18 protein-coding genes are annotated in these 17,152 nt (G+C 73.3%); 7 read left to right on the top strand and 11 right to left on the bottom strand.

Annotation, left to right across the window (positions count from 1 at the left end):
- Positions 1-14: 14 nt before the first annotated feature.
- The 5 genes from T328_RS06570 to T328_RS06550 form a co-directional block, all read right to left on the bottom strand.
- Positions 15-1,004, bottom strand: coding sequence for a zinc-dependent alcohol dehydrogenase family protein (locus tag T328_RS06570; protein WP_496494935.1), 990 nt, complete (start codon positions 1,002-1,004; stop codon positions 15-17).
- On the bottom strand, positions 1,001-1,909 hold the full coding sequence (locus tag T328_RS06565) for a carbohydrate ABC transporter permease (RefSeq protein WP_496494934.1): 909 nt from the start codon (positions 1,907-1,909) through the stop codon (positions 1,001-1,003). The genes T328_RS06570 and T328_RS06565 overlap by 4 nt, the downstream gene beginning before the upstream one ends.
- Positions 1,906-2,877: a carbohydrate ABC transporter permease gene (locus T328_RS06560; protein ID WP_496494933.1), complete on the bottom strand. Its 972-nt coding sequence runs from the start codon at positions 2,875-2,877 to the stop codon at positions 1,906-1,908. Before T328_RS06560 ends, T328_RS06565 begins: the two co-directional genes overlap by 4 nt.
- Positions 2,874-4,241: an ABC transporter substrate-binding protein gene (locus T328_RS06555; RefSeq protein ID WP_496494932.1), complete on the bottom strand. Its 1,368-nt coding sequence runs from the start codon at positions 4,239-4,241 to the stop codon at positions 2,874-2,876. Before T328_RS06555 ends, T328_RS06560 begins: the two co-directional genes overlap by 4 nt.
- A gap of 156 nt (positions 4,242-4,397) precedes the next feature.
- The gene (locus T328_RS06550) at positions 4,398-5,159 is read right to left on the bottom strand and encodes a DeoR/GlpR family DNA-binding transcription regulator (protein WP_496494931.1); all 762 of its coding nucleotides are present in this window, start codon (positions 5,157-5,159) and stop codon (positions 4,398-4,400) included.
- A gap of 480 nt (positions 5,160-5,639) precedes the next feature.
- Here T328_RS06550 and T328_RS06545 point away from each other — a divergent pair, with 480 nt between their 5' ends.
- Positions 5,640-6,506 (top strand): glycoside hydrolase family 16 protein, encoded by an 867-nt coding sequence (locus T328_RS06545; RefSeq protein WP_496494930.1) that lies wholly within the window; start codon positions 5,640-5,642, stop codon positions 6,504-6,506.
- Positions 6,507-6,554: 48 nt separating this feature from the next.
- Here the strand turns inward: T328_RS06545 and T328_RS06540 are convergent, their stop codons facing one another.
- Positions 6,555-7,946: an amidohydrolase gene (locus T328_RS06540; protein ID WP_496494929.1), complete on the bottom strand. Its 1,392-nt coding sequence runs from the start codon at positions 7,944-7,946 to the stop codon at positions 6,555-6,557.
- 197 nt (positions 7,947-8,143) lie between these two features.
- Between T328_RS06540 and T328_RS06535 the strand changes: the two genes are divergently transcribed.
- Complete coding sequence (locus T328_RS06535) at positions 8,144-9,232, top strand: glycoside hydrolase family 5 protein (RefSeq protein ID WP_496494928.1); 1,089 nt, start codon at positions 8,144-8,146, stop codon at positions 9,230-9,232.
- A 107-nt stretch (positions 9,233-9,339) separates the two neighbouring features.
- On the opposite strand, the gene T328_RS06530 is transcribed toward T328_RS06535, so the two are convergent.
- From T328_RS06530 to T328_RS06520, 3 genes are all read right to left on the bottom strand, one after another.
- Positions 9,340-9,462: a hypothetical protein gene (locus T328_RS06530; RefSeq protein WP_496494927.1), complete on the bottom strand. Its 123-nt coding sequence runs from the start codon at positions 9,460-9,462 to the stop codon at positions 9,340-9,342.
- A gap of 130 nt (positions 9,463-9,592) precedes the next feature.
- On the bottom strand, positions 9,593-10,501 hold the full coding sequence (locus T328_RS06525) for an NAD(P)-dependent oxidoreductase (RefSeq protein WP_496494926.1): 909 nt from the start codon (positions 10,499-10,501) through the stop codon (positions 9,593-9,595).
- Positions 10,502-10,580: 79 nt separating this feature from the next.
- Positions 10,581-11,411 (bottom strand): aldo/keto reductase, encoded by an 831-nt coding sequence (locus T328_RS06520; RefSeq protein ID WP_496494925.1) that lies wholly within the window; start codon positions 11,409-11,411, stop codon positions 10,581-10,583.
- A 60-nt stretch (positions 11,412-11,471) separates the two neighbouring features.
- Here T328_RS06520 and T328_RS06515 point away from each other — a divergent pair, with 60 nt between their 5' ends.
- From T328_RS06515 to T328_RS06505, 3 genes are all read left to right on the top strand, one after another.
- Positions 11,472-12,104 carry a TetR/AcrR family transcriptional regulator gene (locus tag T328_RS06515; RefSeq protein ID WP_496494924.1) on the top strand — a complete coding sequence of 211 codons (633 nt, stop codon included), beginning with the start codon at positions 11,472-11,474 and terminating at the stop codon, positions 12,102-12,104.
- Positions 12,105-12,347: 243 nt separating this feature from the next.
- The gene (locus T328_RS06510) at positions 12,348-12,977 is read left to right on the top strand and encodes an RNA polymerase sigma factor (protein ID WP_496494923.1); all 630 of its coding nucleotides are present in this window, start codon (positions 12,348-12,350) and stop codon (positions 12,975-12,977) included.
- Positions 12,977-14,020 (top strand): hypothetical protein, encoded by a 1,044-nt coding sequence (locus T328_RS06505; RefSeq protein ID WP_496494922.1) that lies wholly within the window; start codon positions 12,977-12,979, stop codon positions 14,018-14,020. Before T328_RS06510 ends, T328_RS06505 begins: the two co-directional genes overlap by 1 nt.
- 23 nt (positions 14,021-14,043) lie before the next feature.
- On the opposite strand, the gene T328_RS06500 is transcribed toward T328_RS06505, so the two are convergent.
- On the bottom strand, positions 14,044-14,334 hold the full coding sequence (locus T328_RS06500) for a hypothetical protein (RefSeq protein ID WP_496494921.1): 291 nt from the start codon (positions 14,332-14,334) through the stop codon (positions 14,044-14,046).
- Between the two features lie 82 nt (positions 14,335-14,416).
- Here T328_RS06500 and T328_RS06495 point away from each other — a divergent pair, with 82 nt between their 5' ends.
- Positions 14,417-15,220: a class I SAM-dependent methyltransferase gene (locus T328_RS06495; RefSeq protein WP_496494920.1), complete on the top strand. Its 804-nt coding sequence runs from the start codon at positions 14,417-14,419 to the stop codon at positions 15,218-15,220.
- A gap of 7 nt (positions 15,221-15,227) precedes the next feature.
- Here the strand turns inward: T328_RS06495 and T328_RS06490 are convergent, their stop codons facing one another.
- Positions 15,228-16,286 carry a PP2C family protein-serine/threonine phosphatase gene (locus tag T328_RS06490; protein ID WP_496494919.1) on the bottom strand — a complete coding sequence of 353 codons (1,059 nt, stop codon included), beginning with the start codon at positions 16,284-16,286 and terminating at the stop codon, positions 15,228-15,230.
- 470 nt (positions 16,287-16,756) lie between these two features.
- Between T328_RS06490 and T328_RS06485 the strand changes: the two genes are divergently transcribed.
- Positions 16,757-17,152: PHP domain-containing protein (locus T328_RS06485; protein ID WP_496494918.1), on the top strand; the 396-nt coding region annotated here is incomplete at its 3' end.

Raw genomic sequence — 17,152 nt, 5'->3', positions numbered from 1 at the left:
CGCCCGCCCGGGAGTTACGGCACCACCACGATCTTCCGGCCCTTCCCGGCCGCGAACTGCTCCAGCGCGCGCGGGTACTGCTCCAGCGGCAGCCGGTCGCTGATGAGCAGCTCGGGGTCGAGCACGTCGGCGGCGAACAGCTCCGCGGCCCGCTCGTAGCTGTGCAGTACGGCCATCGAGCCGGTGATGGTGATCTCCTGGTTGTAGATGCGGTACGGCTCGATGGTGGCCGTCGTCGCGTAGTCCGCGACACCGAACTGCAGGTAGGTACCCGCCTTCGCGACCCGGCCCAGGCCGTCCTGGATGGCCGCCGCGTTGCCGGTGGCGTCGATGACGACGTCCCAGCCCTGCGGCTGCCCGAACTCCTCCGGCGAGGCCGCCGCGCGGCTGCAGCCCACCTTCTGCGCGGTGGCCAGCCGCTCGGGGTTGACGTCGACGACGTCAACCGACGCCGCGCCGGTCCGCTTGGCCAGCTCCAGCATCATCAGTCCCATCGTGCCCGTGCCGTAGATCAGCACGTGCGCGGCGAGCCTGCTGTGGAGCACGTCGTAGCCGCGCACCGCGCACGACAGCGGCTCGATCAGCGCCGCGTCCTGGGTGCGTACGTGGTCCGGCAGCCGCACGCAGTTGGCGACCGGCGCGAGCGCGTACTCAGCCGCCCCGCCGGCGACGGTGACGCCGATGGCGCCCCACCGGTCGCACAGGTTCCCGTGGCCCGTACGGCAGTGGCGGCACTCGTGGCAGTACAGCGACGGGTCGACGGCGACCCGGTCGCCCACCGCCAGCTCGGTGACGTCGCGGCCGGTGCCGACGACCTCGCCCGCGAACTCGTGGCCCGGCACCACCGGCAGCGTGGGCGCGAACTCGCCCTGCAGGATGTGCAGGTCGGTCCCGCACAGCCCGCACGCCGCGACGTCCACCACGACCTCGCGGGGGCCGGGGACGGGATCGGGAACGTCGGTCACGGTGACCGTGCCGGGGGCTTCGATGACGGCGGCCCTCATTTGACTGCTCCTAGGGACAGGCCCTGGACCAGCTTGTCCTGGGCGGCGAACCCGGCGGCCAGCACCGGGAGGGAGATGACGACGGAGGCGGCGCAGACCTGGGCGAGGAAGAGCCCCTGACTGGTGATGAAGCGGGTGAGGAAGACGGGGGCGGTCTCCGCCGTCACCCCCGTGAGCACCCGGGCGAACAGCATCTCGTTCCAGCTGAAGATGAAGCAGATCAGCGAGGTGGCGGCGATGCCGGGCCCGGCGACCGGGGCGATCACCCGGGTCAGCACGGTGGTCAGCCGGGCGCCGTCGATCTGGGCGGCCTCGACGATCGAGACGGGGATGTCGGCGAGGAACGACTGCAGCATCCACACCGCGATCGGCAGGTTCATCGACGTGTACAGCAGGACGAGCAGCCAGATGTTGTCGAGCATCCCGGTGTTCTTGGCGAACAGGTAGATCGGGAGGAGCCCGGCGACGACCGGCAGCATCTTGGTGGACAGGAAGAAGAACAGCACGTCGGTCCAGCGTTTGACGCGCCGGATGGACAGCGCGTACGCGGCCGGCAGCGCCAGCGCGAGCACCAGCACGGTCGAGAACACGCTCGCCATCGCCGAGTTGATCAGCGCGGGCCACGGGCTGGGGCCGCCGCCGGAGCCGAAGAACGTGCGGTAGCCGTCGAGCGTGAGCGACGCGGCGACCGCGGGCGGGTTGGCGGCGGCGTCCGACTCCGCGTGCAGCGACGTCAGCACCATCCACGCCACGGGCAGGAAGAACGCCAGTCCGACGAGCCAGGCCAGCAGCCCGAGTCCGGCGCTGCGGCGCCGGGCACTGCGCAGCGCGGGCGGCTGCGCGGCGCGGGTGGTGCGGCCGGTGCGGCCCGGCTTCGGGGCCGTGGCCGTCACGGTCGTGCTCATGCGCGGGACACCTCCTCCCGGAACAGGGACGACACGACGCGCAGCGCGAAGGTCGCGATGACGATGGAGCCGATGACGACGAGCACGCCGGCGGCCGAGGCCAGCCCGTACTCGTGCGCCTGGTAGAAGGTCTGGTAGATCGTGTACGGCAGGTTGGCGGTGCCCAGCCCGCCCGAGGTGATGGTGAACACCGCGTCGAAGTTCTGCACGATGTACACCGAGCCGAGCAGCACGCCCAGCTCCAGGTAGCGGCGCAGGTGCGGCAGCGTGAGGTAGCGGAAGATCTGGAAGCCCGAGGCGCCGTCCAGCTTGGCGGCCTCGACCATCTCCGTCGGCCGGCTCTGCAGCCCGGCCAGCAGGATCAGCATCATGAACGGCGTCCACTGCCAGATCAGCGCGGCCTCGACGGCCATCAGCGGCATGTCCGACACCCAGTCCGGCTGCGGCGGCGTGTCGTCGCCGAACAGCTCCGCGACCCAGGTGAGGGCGCCGTTGAACAGGCCGTACTCGGGGTTGTAGAGCGCGTGCTTCCACAGCAGCGCGGCCGCCACCGGCACCAGCAGGAACGGCGCGATGAGCAGGGTGCGCACCAGGCCCCGGCCGGGGAACGTCCGGTCCAGCAGCAGCGCGATGAGCAGCCCGAGCACGACGCTGACGAGGACGACCGCGGCGGTCAGCACCGCCGTGGTGACCACCGACTCGCGCAGGCTCTCGTCGCTCGCCACCTTGCTGTAGTTGTCCAGCCCGGTGAAGCTGCGGTCGTCCGGGCGCAGGGAGTTCCAGTCGAAGAGGGAGATCACCAGCGTCGCCACGAACGGCAGCTGGGTGACCGCGATCAGGAACACCAGGGCCGGCAGCAGCGGCGCGCGGGTGGCCCAGGCCCGGGCCCGGCGGCCCGGCCGGCGGGGTGCCGGCCGGCCCGCGCGGGGGGCGGTGCGTACGGTGCGTACGGCGGTCGGGGCACTCATCGGTCCTGGTACTCCCCGCCTACCTCCTCGGCCAGTTCCTGGGAGTTCGCCAGCGCGTCATCGACGGACTGCTTACCCGCGATGGCCGAGCTGATCTCCTGGGAGACCTTGGTGCCCAGGTCGGAGAACTCGGGGATGCCGACGAACTGGATGCCGGGCGCGGGCCGCGGCTGGGTGCCCGGGTTGCGCGGGTCGGCGCCCTCGATCGCCGCACGGGTGATGTCGGCGAAGGAGTCGGCGGCCTTGAGGTAGTCCGGGTTGGAGTACGTCGACGCACGCTTGCCGGCGGGCGCGTTGGCCCAGCCCAGCTCCTTGCCGACCAGCTCCTCGTACTCCTTGCTCGACGCCCACGAGATGAACTTCCAGGCGCTCTCGGGCCGTTCCGAGGCCTTCTGCACGCCCCACGCCCAGGTGTACAGCCACCCGGAGTTCTCCGTCTTGTCCACCGGCGCCGGCGCGTAGCCGATCTTGCCGCGGACGGGGGAGTCCTCCGCCTCCAGCGAGCCGGTGGCCGCGGTGGCGTCGTACCACATGGCGGTCTTGCCCTGGGTGAGGTTGTTCAGGCACTCGGCGTACCCCGACTGGGCCGCGCCGGCCTCGCCGTGCTCACGTACCAGGTCGACGTAGAACTTCACCGCCTCGGTGAACTCCGGCGAGTCCAGCCGTGCCTCCCAGTTCTCGTCGAACCAGGTGCCGCCCATGGTGTTGACCACCGTCGTGAGCGGCGCGATGACCTCGCCCCAGCCGGGCAGGCCGCGCAGGCAGATGCCCTTCATGCCGGGCTCCGCGCCGTCGGCCTCGGCGGCGAGGTCGGCGACCTCCTGCCAGGTGGGCTTGGCGGGCATCTTCAGGCCGTGCTCGGCGAAGACGTCCTTGCGGTACATGAGGAACGACGACTCGCCGTAGAACGGCTCGGCGTACAGCTTGCCGTCCTCGGCCGTCAGCGACTCGCGCATCGGGGCGAGGACGTCCTCCTGGTCGAACTTCGCGTCGTCCGCGGCGTATTCGTCCAGCGGCAGCAGCCAGTCGTTCTCGGCGTAGAAGGGGACCTCGAAGTTGCTGATGGTGGCGACGTCGTACTGGCCCGCCTGGTTGGCGAAGTCCTGGCTGATCTTGTCGCGGACCTCGTTCTCCGGCAGCACGGTGAAGTTCACCTCGATGCCGGTCTTCTTCGTGAAGTGCTTGGCCGTGAGCTTCTGGAGTTCCACCATCTGCGGGTTGTTGACCATGACGACGTTGACGGAGTCGTCGCCCCCGGAGCTGCCGCCGCCCCCCGCGCCGCTGCAGGCGGCGAGCAGGGCCGCGGCGGTGGCCACGGGTACGAGGGCGCGGATGGTGCGCTTGCTGCGGGTTGGAGTGAGCATCGCAAGCTCCCAAGGAGGGTCGGGGGAGGGATTCGAGGCGTACGGAGCCGGGCCACCCGGGTTGCTTCTCGTCCGGGGGGCGTGACCTGCGCGGATATGGGGTGTGGGTGGTGGGAGGGGTTACGGGATGCCGGCTACGGGCCGGTGCCGGGCGGGTCAGGTCCGGATGACCTGCGGGCCCAGTAGCGAGTAGCGGTGGGCTTCGGCGGCCGGCAGCCCGGTGTCGGTGACGATCACGTCGAACTCCGAGACCTCCGCGAAGCGGCAGAAGCTCACCGCGCCGAACTTCGTGTGGATCCCGGCGAAGACCTTCCGCCGGGCGACGCGCATCGCCTGCGCCTTCACCTCGCTGACCGCCGGGTCCGGCGTGGTCAGCCCGTACGCGCGGGAGATGCCGTTCGCGCCGACGTACGCCAGGTCGATGACGAAGCCGGCGAGCATCCTCGTCGTCCAGTGGTCCACGGTGGCCAGGGTGCCGCCGCGCACCCGGCCGCCGAGCAGGAGCACCGTGACCCGGTCGTCCCCGGCCAGGGCGCTCGCGGTGGCGAGCGAGGCCGTGACGACGGTCAGCGGGTGGGGACGCGGCAGCGCCTCGGCGATGAGCTGGGGGTTGAAGCCCTCGTCGATGAAGACCGTCTCCGCGTCACCGAGAAGCTCCGCCGCCGCGGTGGCGATCCGGGACTTCTCCGGTACGTGCATGGTCGTGCGGTACGCGAGCGTGGTCTCGAACCCCGCGCTCTCCACGGGGTAGGCCCCGCCGTGCGTGCGCCGGACCAGTCCGTGGTCCTCCAGGTGCGTCAGGTCGCGCCGCACGGTCTCGCGCGACACGCCCAGGTCGGCGGCCAGCTTGGCGACGTCCACCTTTCCGGCGCGCCGGGCGGTCTCCAGGATGACCCGCCGGCGTTCTTCTCCGTCCACGATGACCACCTGCCTTCGCGGTTTGGCTGTGGGGGGTGTTGTTCGGAGGGCGAAGCCATGCCCGTTCGGGCTTGACAAAGGCATTTCTACCCGCGGCCCACCCCACCGGCCAGGCTTGATGCAGAACACGTCATGACCGAATGTGCCCGTTCTCCCCACCCCATCGCCGCTGGGAGGCGGGCATTGCCCGCCCCGGGCGCCCACCGCGCGTGCCCGCCCCGGCCGGGACTCGTGCCCGTTCGGTGCCCGCTTGGGCATCGGGCGTGGTTTCGGGCCCCGAGCGCCGAGGGTTGGCTTCGAGAACTGAACGCGGCGGGATCCGCGGGATCCATTGACTGCGCCCGCGCAAAGGAGTTCACTTTCGCACCGAACCAGGTCTGGACCAAGCTCGATACCCGGCTGCTGACCAGTCGGGACGTCCCGGCACCCGAGGCGTTCCCGCGGTCGGCAACCCCCACCAGAGGATCGAGGCGCACATTCATGACATCACACGGCAAACGGCGTCGCCGTACGCCCGCCGTCCTGCTACTCGCGGCGGTCTGCGCCGGGCTGAGCTGGACGCCCGGCTCCGCGGGCGCCGCGCCGGACGGCATCGAGGCGGTGACCTTCGAAGACAACTTCGACGGACCCGCAGGTTCCGCCGTCGACGACGGCAAGTGGCTGATCGAGACGGGCGACAACGTCAACAACCACGAGCGGCAGTACTACACGCCGGGCAGCGCCAACGCCGCGCTGGACGGCGAGGGCAACCTCGTCATCACCGCGCGCAAGGAGAACCCCGGCGACTACCAGTGCTGGTACGGCCGGTGCGAGTACACCTCCGCCCGGCTCAACACCTCCGGCAGGTTCACCACCACGTACGGCCACGTCGAGGCGCGGATGAAGGTGCCGCGTGGGCAGGGGATGTGGCCGGCGTTCTGGATGCTCGGCGACGACATCGGCCAGGTCGGCTGGCCGGCCAGCGGCGAGATCGACGTGATGGAGAACGTCGGCTTCGAGCCGAGCACCGTGCACGGCACGATCCACGGGCCCGACTACTCCGGCTCCGGAGGCATCGGCGCCGGCTACTCGCTGCCGGGCGGCGAGGCGTTCGCCGACGGCTTCCACACCTTCGCCATCGACTGGTCGCCCAACGAGATCACCTGGTCGGTCGACGGCACCGTCTACCAGACGCGCACGCCCGCGGACCTCGGCGGCAAGCAGTGGGTCTTCGACAAGCCGTTCTTCCTCATCCTGAACCTCGCGGTCGGCGGCTACTGGCCGGGCGACCCCGACGGCAGCACCGTCTTCCCGCAGCAGCTCATCGTCGACTACGTGCGCGTCACCACGCCCGACGCCGCGGAGTAGACCGGGAGGCCGTGAGCCCGCCGGCCCGCGGGCCGGGCGCCGGCGGGCTCACGTGTCGTAGCTCTGGATGCGGCGGCCGTGGCCGCGCTCGGTCAGCGCCGCGAGGCGCGGGGCGAGTTCGGCCGCGACCTCCGCCACGTCGACCGTCAGCAGCCGCCGGTCGCGCATGAGGACCCGGCCGTCGACGACGGTCGTGCGCACGTCGCCGGCGCGGGCGCTGTGTACCAGGGTGGCGGCGAGGTCGTGCACGGGCTGGGTGTGCGGGCCGGTGAGGTCCACCAGGATCAGGTCGGCCCGCCGGCCGGGCGCCAGCGAGCCCACCCGGTCGCCGAGGCCGACGACTTGCGCGCTCTGGATCGTCGCGTGGTGCAGCACCTGGCGGGCGGTGGCCCAGGTGGCGTCCCGCTCCGCGGACTTCTGCACCAGCGCGGTGAGCGCCATGCTCTCCCAGACGTCGAGGGTGTTGTTGGACGCGGCCCCGTCGGTCGCCAGGCCCACCGGGACACCGGCCGCACGCAGCGCGCGCACCGGCGTGGGATCCCAGCCGAACTTCAGATAGCCGCGTGGCGCGGTCGCCACCCCGGCGCCCGGCGCCCGGCCCAGCAGGGCGATGTCGGCCTCCGTCAGCCCGGTGCCGTGCGCGATCAGCACGTCGGTGTCGAGCAGACCGCAGCGCTGCAGCACCTCGACGGGCGTACGGCCGTGCCGGGCGACGCTGGTCTCGGTCTGCTCCCGGTTCTCCGCGGCGTGCAGATGGACGAGCAGTCCGTGCTCCCGCGCGAGCCGGGCCGTGGCCTCCAGGTCGGCGTCCGTCACGGTGTACGGCGCGTGCGGCGCCAGGCACGTCGTGATCCGTCCGCCCGCGTCCCCGGCCCGGCGCAGCGCGAACTCCAGCGACGCCTCGCGGCCTTCCGCGCCCTGGGAGGAGAAGTACGCCAGGCCGAGCACGGCGCGCAGCCCGGCGGATTCGGCCGCGTCGGCCACCCGGTCCATGGCGAAGTAGTGGTCGGCGAACGTGGTCACCCCGCCGCGGATCATCTCGGCGCAGGCCAGCAGCGCGCCCAACTCGACGTCCCGGTCGGTGAGGTTGCTCTCCACCGGCCAGATCCAGTCGTTGAACCACTCCTCGACCGGCACGTCCTCGGCGAAACCGCGCAGGAAGACCATCGGCGCGTGCGTGTGGCAGTTGACCAGGCCCGGCATCGCGACCTGGCCACGGGCGTCGATACGCTCCGCCGCCGGCACCCGCGCCGCCTCGGCGGCGGAGGTCACCGCCGCGATCGTGCCGGCCCGGATGACGATCCCGGCGTCCTCGGCGAACGCGACCTCGCCGGCGGCGTCGTGGACCAGCGCGGTGCAGCCCTCGACCACCAGGTCGGCGGGCCCGGCGCCCGGCCCGCCGGGCCCGTCGTCCGCGGTGTGCTCCGGCGGCTGCGGCATGAGTCGGCTCCTCCATCGCCCCGGTGGTTCCGGTCGGGAACGCTACCGGCTGCCACCGACGGCGCGGGGCCCGTTCGGTGCGTACGGGCAACGCCGCGGCAACGGCCCGTGCCGCGGGGCTTGACGCGTCTGTGTCAGGAGTGGATACATGGGAGCGCTCCCATTTTCCGTCTCGACCGACTCGCGAGGAGCCGCACATGAGCGCACCGAGAACGACACCCCCCACCGCCCCCGGACGCCGCCGGCGCGGCGGGCGGACCCGGACCGTAGGCATGCTGCTCGCCGCCCTGCTCGGCCTGGCCGCCGCCGTCGCCGGGTTCGGGCCCGGCGCCCAGGCCGAGCCCGCCGCCGAGCCCGCCGCCGCGGCCGTCGGGCTGCACACCGAGGGCGGGCGGCTGCTGGAGGGCAACGGCAATGACTTCGTCCTGCGCGGCGTGAACCATGCGCACACCTGGTATGCCAGCGAGCTGGACTCGCTGCGCGAGATCAAGCAATTGGGCGCGAACAGCGTGCGCGTGGTCCTGTCCTCCGGCGACCGCTGGACGCGCAATGACGTTGCGGACGTTGACAACGTTGTCAGCCAGTGCAAGGCCAACCGCCTGATCTGCGTGCTGGAGGTCCACGACACCACCGGCTACGGCGAGGAGGGCGCCGCCGTCTCCCTCGACCGCGCCGCCGACTACTGGATCAGCGTCCGCGACGCCCTCGTCGGCCAGGAGGACTACGTCATCGTCAACATCGGCAACGAGCCGCACGGCAACCAGGGCTACGAGCGCTGGACCGCCGACACCCAGGGCGCCATCGGCAAGCTGCGCGCCGCCGGGTTCCAGCACACCCTGATGGTGGACGCCCCCAACTGGGGCCAGGACTGGACGAACACGATGCGCAGCAACGCCAGCGCGGTCGCCGACTCCGACCCGCAGGACGACACGCTGTTCTCGATCCACATGTACGGCGTCTACGACACCGCGGCGGAGATCGAGGACTACCTGACGTCCTTCACCGAGGCCGGACTGCCCATCGCCGTCGGCGAGTTCGGGCACAACCACTCCGACGGCAACCCCGACGAGGACGCCATCATGCGCCTCACCCAGGAGCTGGGCCTCGGCTACCTGGGCTGGTCGTACAGCGGCAACAGCGGCGGCGTCGAGTACCTCGACATGGTCACGGGCTTCGACCCGGCGGCGCTGACGGACTGGGGCCAGCGCCTCTTCAACGGCGAGAACGGCATCGTGGCCACCGCGAAGGAGGCCACCGTCTACGGCGGCGGGGGCGGCGACACCTGAGGCGCCCACCGCCCCGGCACTCCGTCCCTCACCGGCGCGACCCACGACTCGGCGACGCCGAGCTGGTCAGCGGCCGCTGACAACGTTGCCGTCTCCGGCTACGACGGCTACGCCGTCTCCGGCACCACGGCGGACCGGGTCGCCGGCACCACCGGCAACTCGGTCACCGTGGGGATGACGGGCACGGGCAGCTCGACGCTGTCGGCGCCCGCCGACCTGGTCTGCGCCACGGACTGATCGCGGCACACCTACCCGGCGGTACGGGACCGGCCCCCGTGCCGCCGGGCGGGCAGCCGGTGCGGGGCCCTTCCCGCCCTCCGCCGCCCGCGCCGCCCGTACCGCCGCCGTCCGGCCCGCCGCTCAGTCGCCCGTGCCGCCCGTGCCGCCGGCGTCGCCGGCGCCGCCCGTGCCGTCCGCCCCGCCGAAGCTCGTGTACACCGCGCCCAGGTCCTCGCCCCCGTGCCCCGCCCGGGACGCCTGCGCGTACAGCGCCCGCAGCGCGCCCAGCAGCGCGGTGTCGACGCCCGCGCCCCGGGCCGCGCCGCTGATGAGGTCGATGTCCTTCAGCGCGGCGTCGAGCGCGAACTGCGGCTCATACACCCCCGCGAGCATCCCCTCGCCCTTCACGTGCGCGTACCGGCAGTCCGCGGCGGAGCCGTCGATGGCCGCGAGGAACAGCTTCGGATCCAGGCCGAGCGCCCCGGCCAGGGCCAGCGACTGCGCCGACGCCGCCGTGATCGAGGCGATCCAGGCGTTGCACGCCAGCTTCAGCGCCGTGCCCGTGCCGAGCTCCGGGCCGGCCCACACCGACTTCACCGAGATGGCCGCGGTCAGCGGCTCGATCCGGGCGAAGACGGCCGGGTCGCCCGCCGTCAGCAGCGTCAGCCGGCCGGTCTCGGCGGGCTGCTTCGTGCCCAGCAGCATGGCCTCCACCAGCGTGCGCCCCGCCGCGGCGGCGAGTTCGCCGGCCCGGCGGGTCGCGTCCGGGCCGATCGTCGCCGACTGCACCCACACGGCGTCCTCCGGCGACGCCGGCAGCGCGTCGCCCAGGACGCCGAGCACCGAGGCCGCGTCGTACAGCGCGACGAGCACCGCGTCGGCGTCGCGCACCGCGTCCGCCGCGCTCGCCGCGACCCGCGCGCCGTCGTCGGCGAGCGGTGCGGCCCGCTCCGGGGTGCGGTTCCAGACGGTCACCTCGACGCCGCCGCGGAGCAGCGAGCGTGCCATGCCGGCGCCCATCACGCCCGTTCCCAGAACTGCCGCTCTCACCTTCGGGAATCCTCCGCGCGCTACGGTGCGGCGTCGCCGCTCGTACGAACCGCCGCGATCCGTCGATACGGACCGCGGGTCAGAACTCCTCGTGGTCGTCCGGATCGCCGCCCACGCGGTGCTGCGGCCGGCCGGCCACCGCGGCCATCTCGGCGGCCGACAGCTCGAAGCCGAAGACGTCGAGGTTCTCGCGCTGCCGCACGGGATCCGCGGACTTCGGTACGGGAACGGCGTCGAGCTGCGCGTGCCAGCGCAGCACGGCCTGGGCGGGCGTCACGCCGTGCGCCTCGGCCACCCGGGCGATCCCCGGGTCGGCCAGCACGTCGGTGCCGCGGCCGAGCGGGCTCCAGCTCTGGGTGACGATGCCCTTGGCGGCGTGGTGCGCGCGCAGCTCCTCCTGCGGGAAGTGCGGGTGCAGCTCGACCTGGTTGACCGTCGGCAGCACGCCGGTCTCGTGCTCCAGCCGGTCCAGCTGGGCGACGGTGAAGTTGGAGACGCCGATGGAGCGGACGAGGTCCTCCTCGCGGAGCTTGATCATCGCGCGCCAGGAGTCGACGTACAGGTCCACGCGCGGCAGCGGCCAGTGGATCAGGTACAGGTCGACGTATCCCACGCCGAGCCGCTTGCGGGACTCCTCGAAGGAGGCGAGCGTCTGCTCGTAGCCGTGGTGGCGGCCGGGGAGCTTGGTGGTGACGACGACGTCCTGGCGCGGGACGCCGCTGCGGGCGATGCCGCGGCCGGTGCCGGTCTCGTTGCCGTAGTTGAGCGCGGTGTCGACGAGCCGGTAGCCGGACTCCAGGGCGGTCGCGACCGCCCGCTCGGCCTGCGCGTCGTCCATCGGATACGTGCCGAGGCCCAGCGCGGGGAGCTTCGTACCGTCGTTGAGCCTGCGGACCGGGACGCTGGTCACACGTGCTCCTTCCCTTTATCGTACGGTGCGTTCAGTATAAGGCGGACGCCGGAGGCGGGCATGGGCGAAACGGGTGGGCCCCGCGCGCCGCGGGGCCGGCCGCGCAGCGAGCGGGCCAGGTCCGCGGTGCTCGCCGCCGCCGCCGAACTGCTGGTCTCCGGCGGGGTGCGGGCGGTCACGATGGAGGCGATCGCCGCCCGGGCGCGGGTCAGCAAGTCGACGGTCTACAAGTGGTGGCCCACGCGCGGGCACGTGATGCTCGACAGCCTGGCCGGCGTCACGGACGCCGCCGCCCCGCCCGAACCGGCCGGCGGCGGCGCGCCGCTCGCCGACGCCCTCACCGCCCAGGTCGGCGCGCTCGTCCGGGCCGTCCGCGACACCCCCGCCGGCCGCCTGGTCGCCGATCTCGTCGCCGCCGCGCAGGCCGACCCCGGCATCCGTACGGCGCTGGAGGACCGGTGGGTACGCCCCCGCCGCGCGGCCTGCGCCCGGCTGCTGCACGAGGCCGTGGCCCGCGGCGAACTGCACCCCGGCACCGACGTGGCCGCCGCCCTCGACCAGCTCTTCGCGCCCGTCTACCACCGCCTGCTCTTCGGCCACCGCCCGCTCGCCGACGACCTCGCGGCCACCCTCGTGCGCCAGCTCCTCGACGGCCTCCGGGAGCGCCCCGGGCGGCCGGCCGAAGATCGGTGACCATCCGGGCGGCGGCCCCGCACACGCCCCGTGCGGTGCGACAACTCCCGTATGTCCCCCGGGAGTGTGGCCTCGTGCGCGCGGACTGGACGGGATCCTGCGGCGGGCCGTAGCGTGCTCTTCCGCGCGGGCGGACAGCGAAGGGCGTGGTCGGCCCCCCGAAACCGGCACCTGGGGGGTGCATTCCGAATGGATCCGTTTTGTGCCCGCCGAAGCAGAGCGCCACGGGCGGGCTGACCCGGCATGACGGAGGCTGACGGCCCGCTCACGGAGGCGATACGCGCCGCTCAGGCCGGCGACGAGACCGCGTTTGTGAATCTGTACAGAACGGTGCACCCCTGGCTGCTGCGCTACGTCGGCACACTCGTCGGCGACGCCGACGGCGACGGCGACGCGGAGGAGGTCACCGCGGGCGTGTGGCAGGAGATCGCCCGCGACCTCGACGCGTTCGGCGGCGACGACATGAGCTTTCGCGCCTGGTGCGCCCGGATCGCCCGTACCCGGGCGCTGACGCGTCTGCGCCGCCGCCGCGGCCGGCCTGACCGCGGTCCGCGGCGGCCCGACGCCCCGGACCCAGGGCGGCATCCGGACGGGGCCCCGGCGCGACCGGACGGGAGGCGTAGCCTTGCCCTGATCGCCTGGCTGCCGCGCGAGGAGGCCGACGCCGTCGCGCTGCGGGCGATCGTGGGGCTGGACGCCGAGAGAGCCGCGTACGTGCTCGGTACGAACCCCGCGGCGGCCCGCTCCGCCGCCCACCGCGGCGTGCGCAGGCTCGCGGACCAGCTCGGCGAGGCCGCGGCCGGTGCCCGCCTGACCGGCGAACCGGCGGGCGACGCCACCTGCACGGACACGTGGATGCTCAGGGGTATGTGATGGGCGACGACGACCGGAACGACTGGCTCGACCTCCGCGCCGCCGAGCGGCTGCTCGACGGCGAGCCGCTGGACGCCGGCCCGGCGCTGCCGCCCGCCGACCGGGACGCCGCCGAGCGGCTGGCCGCGCTGCTGGACACCGCCGCCCGCGCCGGCCGCCCGGTGCCCGGCACCGAACTCCCCGGAGAGCAGGCGGCGCTGGCCGCGTTCCGCGCCGCACGGGCCGCGGAGTCCGCCGGCGCCGGCGGTGCCGCCCGCAACGGCCCCCCGGTGAACGGCCGGTCGCCGAACGACCACGCGCGGAACGGCACCCGGCCCCGCGGCGAGAGCCGGGTGCCGCCGCGGCAGGGGGCGGCCGAGCCCGTCGTGCGGCTCGCGCCCGGCCCGTCGGCCACCGCCCCCGTACGCCCCGCGCCGCGGCGGCTGCGACGCCTGCGTACCGCCGCCGCGGTGACCGCGGCCGGCTGCGTCCTCGGCGGCGTCGCCCTCGCGGCCGGAACGGCCCTGCGCGGCGCCCCCGCCGCGCCGGAGACGACCCCCGGCCCCGCCACCTCGCCGACGGCCACCGCCGGCCCCGACCGCACCGGCGGCGACGACGCCGACGAGGGCGCCGCGTCCGCGGGCGGCAGCCGGACGGAGGACAGACCCGAAGGCAGGCGCGACGCGCGCGGCACGGCAGGCGGGACGGGCGCGGAGCCCGGCGGCGGTGCCGACGGCGCCGGAGAGCCGGACGGGCGGCCGGGCGACGGCGCCGCGCCGGGCGGCTCCGGGCACGGCGACGGGCCGGGCGCGAAGGCCACGTCCGTGGAGCGGCTGTGCAAGAAGTTCCACGCGGTGCACGACGGCGAGTCGAAGGCGGGCGACAAGAAGTCCTGGAACCGCCTCGTCCGGTCGGCCGGCGGCGAGGATGCCCTCGCCGACTACTGCGAGAAGCGCGGCGGCGCCGGCGCCGGCAACCGCCATCCCGGCGGCCACGGCCCCGGCGGCGGCGACCGCGCCGGCCGCGACCAGGGAGAGGACGACGAACGCGACGAGGACGACTGAGCCCCCCCGTGCTCGCCCGGCCCTCACTCGAACTGCGTCAGCACCAGCGTCACCACCCACAGCACGATGGCGCCCGCGACCACGATCGCGGGCCAGCTCCGCGCCGTCTCACCCAGCGGATGCGGGCGACGGCCCGAAGTCCACACGACCCAGAACGCCTCCGCCTCAGCGGGCTCCACGCGCTCGCCGTCCAGCAGCCACAGCGCCGGCCCGTCGATCCGCGGCCCCGGCAAACCGGACGGGACGCGGTCGTCGCGCATCTGCTCGACCTCCTTCACCAGCCGGCCGCCGCAGTAACTCTCGCGTCGGATCAAGGGCGTTCCTCTCGGTCGCGGATGCCGGATAACCGGAAAAACCGTGCTGCCCCCGTCGCGAAACCGATCATAGGGTGGGCCGGTGACAGAGACCGAACGCGAACGACTGCGCAGGACCTTCACCGAGGCGCCGGAGCTGTACGACCGCGCCCGCCCCCGCTACCCGCGGGCGATGTACGACGACCTCGCCACCGCCGCCCCCGACGGCCTCGGGCCCGGGTGCCGGGTGCTGGAGATCGGCTGCGGCACCGGACAGGCGACCGTGCCGCTGGCCGAGCGCGGGTGCCGGGTGACCGCGGTGGAAATGGGCGCGGAGATGTCCCGGGTGGCGCGCCGCAACCTCGCCGGGTTCCCGCACGTGGCCGTCGTGAACGCCGGGTTCGAGGAGTGGCCGCTGCCGCCGGAGCCGTACGACGTCGTGCTCGCCGCCACCGCGTTCGCCTGGGTCGACCCCGCGGTCCGGGTGCCGAAATCGGCGGACGCGCTGCGCCCGGGCGGCGTGCTGGCCACCGTCCGGACCCACCATGTGGCAGGCGGCAGCGAGGACTTCTTCGCCGAAGTCCAGGAGTGCTACGAGCGCTTCGACCCCGCGACGCCGCCCGGCCTGCGCCTGCGGCCCGCGTCCGCCATCCCCGAGGACCGTGACGACCTCGGCGGCGAGGAGCGCTTCGAGCCGCCGGTCTTCCACCGCCACGAGTGGGAACTGCCGTACTCCACCGCGGAGTACCTCGACCTGCTCCGCACGTACTCCGGTCACCGGGCGCTGCCCCGGCCGGCCCGCGACGGGCTGCTGGAGTGCATCGGCGGCCTGATCGACGGGCGGCACGACGGCGGCATCGTCAAGCGCTACCTCACCGAGCTGCGCCTCGCCCGTCGCACGGCGTGAGGCCGCGTCACCCGCCGCGGTAGCGCAGCAGCAGCATCGCCGCGTCGTCGTGCAGCGGCGCCCGTACGTGCTCGATCACGTCCTGGCGCAGCGCGGTCAGCGCCCCCTCCGGATCGGGGTCCTTCAACAGCCCGGCCCGCTCCTCCAGCGGGTAGAAGGCCCCCGTGCGGTCGCGGGCCTCGGTGACGCCGTCGGTGTAGAAGAGCAGTTGGTCTCCGGGGGCGAACCATGCCGTGTGCGGCTCCGGCCGGGCGACGCCGTGCTCCCCGAGACCCAGCGGTAAGGCCCGCTGCGGCGGCGCGAGATAGCGCACGTCGCCGTCCTGGCGCACCGCCAGCGGCGCGGGGTGGCCGAAGTTGAGCAGCGTCACCTCCGGGCCGGGGCCCACCTCGGCGAGGATGGCGGTGACGAACTTCTCGCCGTCGAGCTGGCGGTCCAGCGCCCGTTCCAGCCGCTCTCCGACGCCCGTCAGGTCCGCCTCGTCATACGCCGCCTCGCGGAACGCGCTCAGCACCACCGCCGCGGTCTCCACCGCCTCCAACCCCTTGCCCTGGACGTCCCCGACGATCAGCCGGACGCCCACCGGCGAGATCACCACCTCGTACAGGTCGCCGCCGATCCGCGCCTCCGCCACGGCCGAGGTGTACGAGACCGCCGCGCGCAGCCGGCCCACGCTGCGCGGCACCGGCCGGAGCAGCACGCGCTGCGCCACCTCGGCGATCGACCGCACGCTGGCCAGCTCCTCCTCGCGGCGGTGCCGCATCCGCACCGCGAGCAGCGCGGCGACCGTGACGCCGACGACGGACAGCAGGGCGACGTAGCCGCGCCGGGACTCGAACATCACGTCGGAGATGCCGAGCAGGACGCACAGCACCAGCGCGATCCCGCCCACGAACACCGTGCGCCGCCAGCCCCCGACCAGGCCGGCGAACGCCGGCCCCAGCGAGACCAGGGGCAGGAACCCGACCCCGGGTCCGGCGGTGACGTCGACGACGGCGACACAGCCCATGACCAGGTACGGCAGCGCGTACAGCGTTCGGTGATGCGGCAACTTCCGGTCGGTCATGCGCTACTCGCCACTCCAGCCGCTGTTCGGCCCGGCACCTCGGACGGCGCGGAGATACGGCCCCCGCCGGGGCCGGCCCCACCCCGTGAGGCTAGGCAAGGATCGGCCCATCCGGGACCGATGCGGCCGAATCGTTGCCTGTCCGGCACCGGGCTCCGCGCCCCGGGTCTCGTACGATCCGGGCGAAACGCCAGCAACCGGACGACACGCGGCGACGCATCTCACCGGCCGTGGCCGGATCCGAACGGTCACCGTCGAGGTCCGGCCGCGGATGCGAGGGAGCCGCCATCGTCCCGCACGTACGACGTCGCCGCGCGCCATCCCGTCGCCCCGTTCGCCGCTCTGCGCTGAGGCATCTCTTCCGCTACAACGGCAGGTTGTTCAGGATAGCGTGCCCGTTGTTTGAAACAGGCATCGACGTGGGGATTTGATGGCGCTCCTGACAACGTCCCGTTGTGTGAGGAGCCGTCGTGGCCAAGCCGCCTTTTACGCATCTGCATGTGCACACGCAGTATTCGCTGCTGGATGGGGCGGCGCGGTTGAAGGATATGTTCGCGGCGTGTCGTGAGATGGGGATGTCGCATATTGCGATGACGGATCACGGGAATCTGCACGGGGCGTATGACTTCTTTGCGCAGGCGTCGGCGGCGGGGGTGACGCCGATTATCGGGATCGAGGCGTATGTGGCGCCGGAGTCGCGGCGGAACAAGCGGAAGGTGCAGTGGGGGCAGCCGCATCAGAAGCGTGATGACGTGTCTGGTTCGGGTGGGTATACGCATAAGACGATCTGGGCGTCGTCTCGTACGGGTTTGCATAATTTGTTCCGGTTGTCGTCGGATGCGTATAAGGAGGGGTGGTTGCAGAAG

The organism is Streptomyces sp. CNX435 (assembly GCF_059570575.1).
This window is presented reverse-complemented; position numbering and strand designations above follow the sequence as displayed.

Bases quoted from the DNA above. Each gene is read 5' to 3' on its own strand.
- T328_RS06555 (WP_496494932.1), bottom strand. From the start codon at position 4,241: ATGCTCACTCCAACCCGCAGCAAGCGCACCATCCGCGCCCTCGTACCC.
- T328_RS06535 (WP_496494928.1), top strand. From the start codon at position 8,144: ATGAGCGCACCGAGAACGACACCCCCCACCGCCCCCGGACGCCGCCGG.
- T328_RS06565 (WP_496494934.1), bottom strand. From the start codon at position 1,909: ATGAGCACGACCGTGACGGCCACGGCCCCGAAGCCGGGCCGCACCGGC.
- T328_RS06515 (WP_496494924.1), top strand. From the start codon at position 11,472: ATGGGCGAAACGGGTGGGCCCCGCGCGCCGCGGGGCCGGCCGCGCAGC.
- T328_RS06560 (WP_496494933.1), bottom strand. From the start codon at position 2,877: ATGAGTGCCCCGACCGCCGTACGCACCGTACGCACCGCCCCCCGCGCG.
- T328_RS06570 (WP_496494935.1), bottom strand. From the start codon at position 1,004: ATGAGGGCCGCCGTCATCGAAGCCCCCGGCACGGTCACCGTGACCGAC.
- T328_RS06490 (WP_496494919.1), bottom strand. From the start codon at position 16,286: ATGACCGACCGGAAGTTGCCGCATCACCGAACGCTGTACGCGCTGCCG.
- T328_RS06505 (WP_496494922.1), top strand. From the start codon at position 12,977: ATGGGCGACGACGACCGGAACGACTGGCTCGACCTCCGCGCCGCCGAG.
- T328_RS06545 (WP_496494930.1), top strand. From the start codon at position 5,640: ATGACATCACACGGCAAACGGCGTCGCCGTACGCCCGCCGTCCTGCTA.
- T328_RS06510 (WP_496494923.1), top strand. From the start codon at position 12,348: ATGACGGAGGCTGACGGCCCGCTCACGGAGGCGATACGCGCCGCTCAG.
- T328_RS06540 (WP_496494929.1), bottom strand. From the start codon at position 7,946: ATGCCGCAGCCGCCGGAGCACACCGCGGACGACGGGCCCGGCGGGCCG.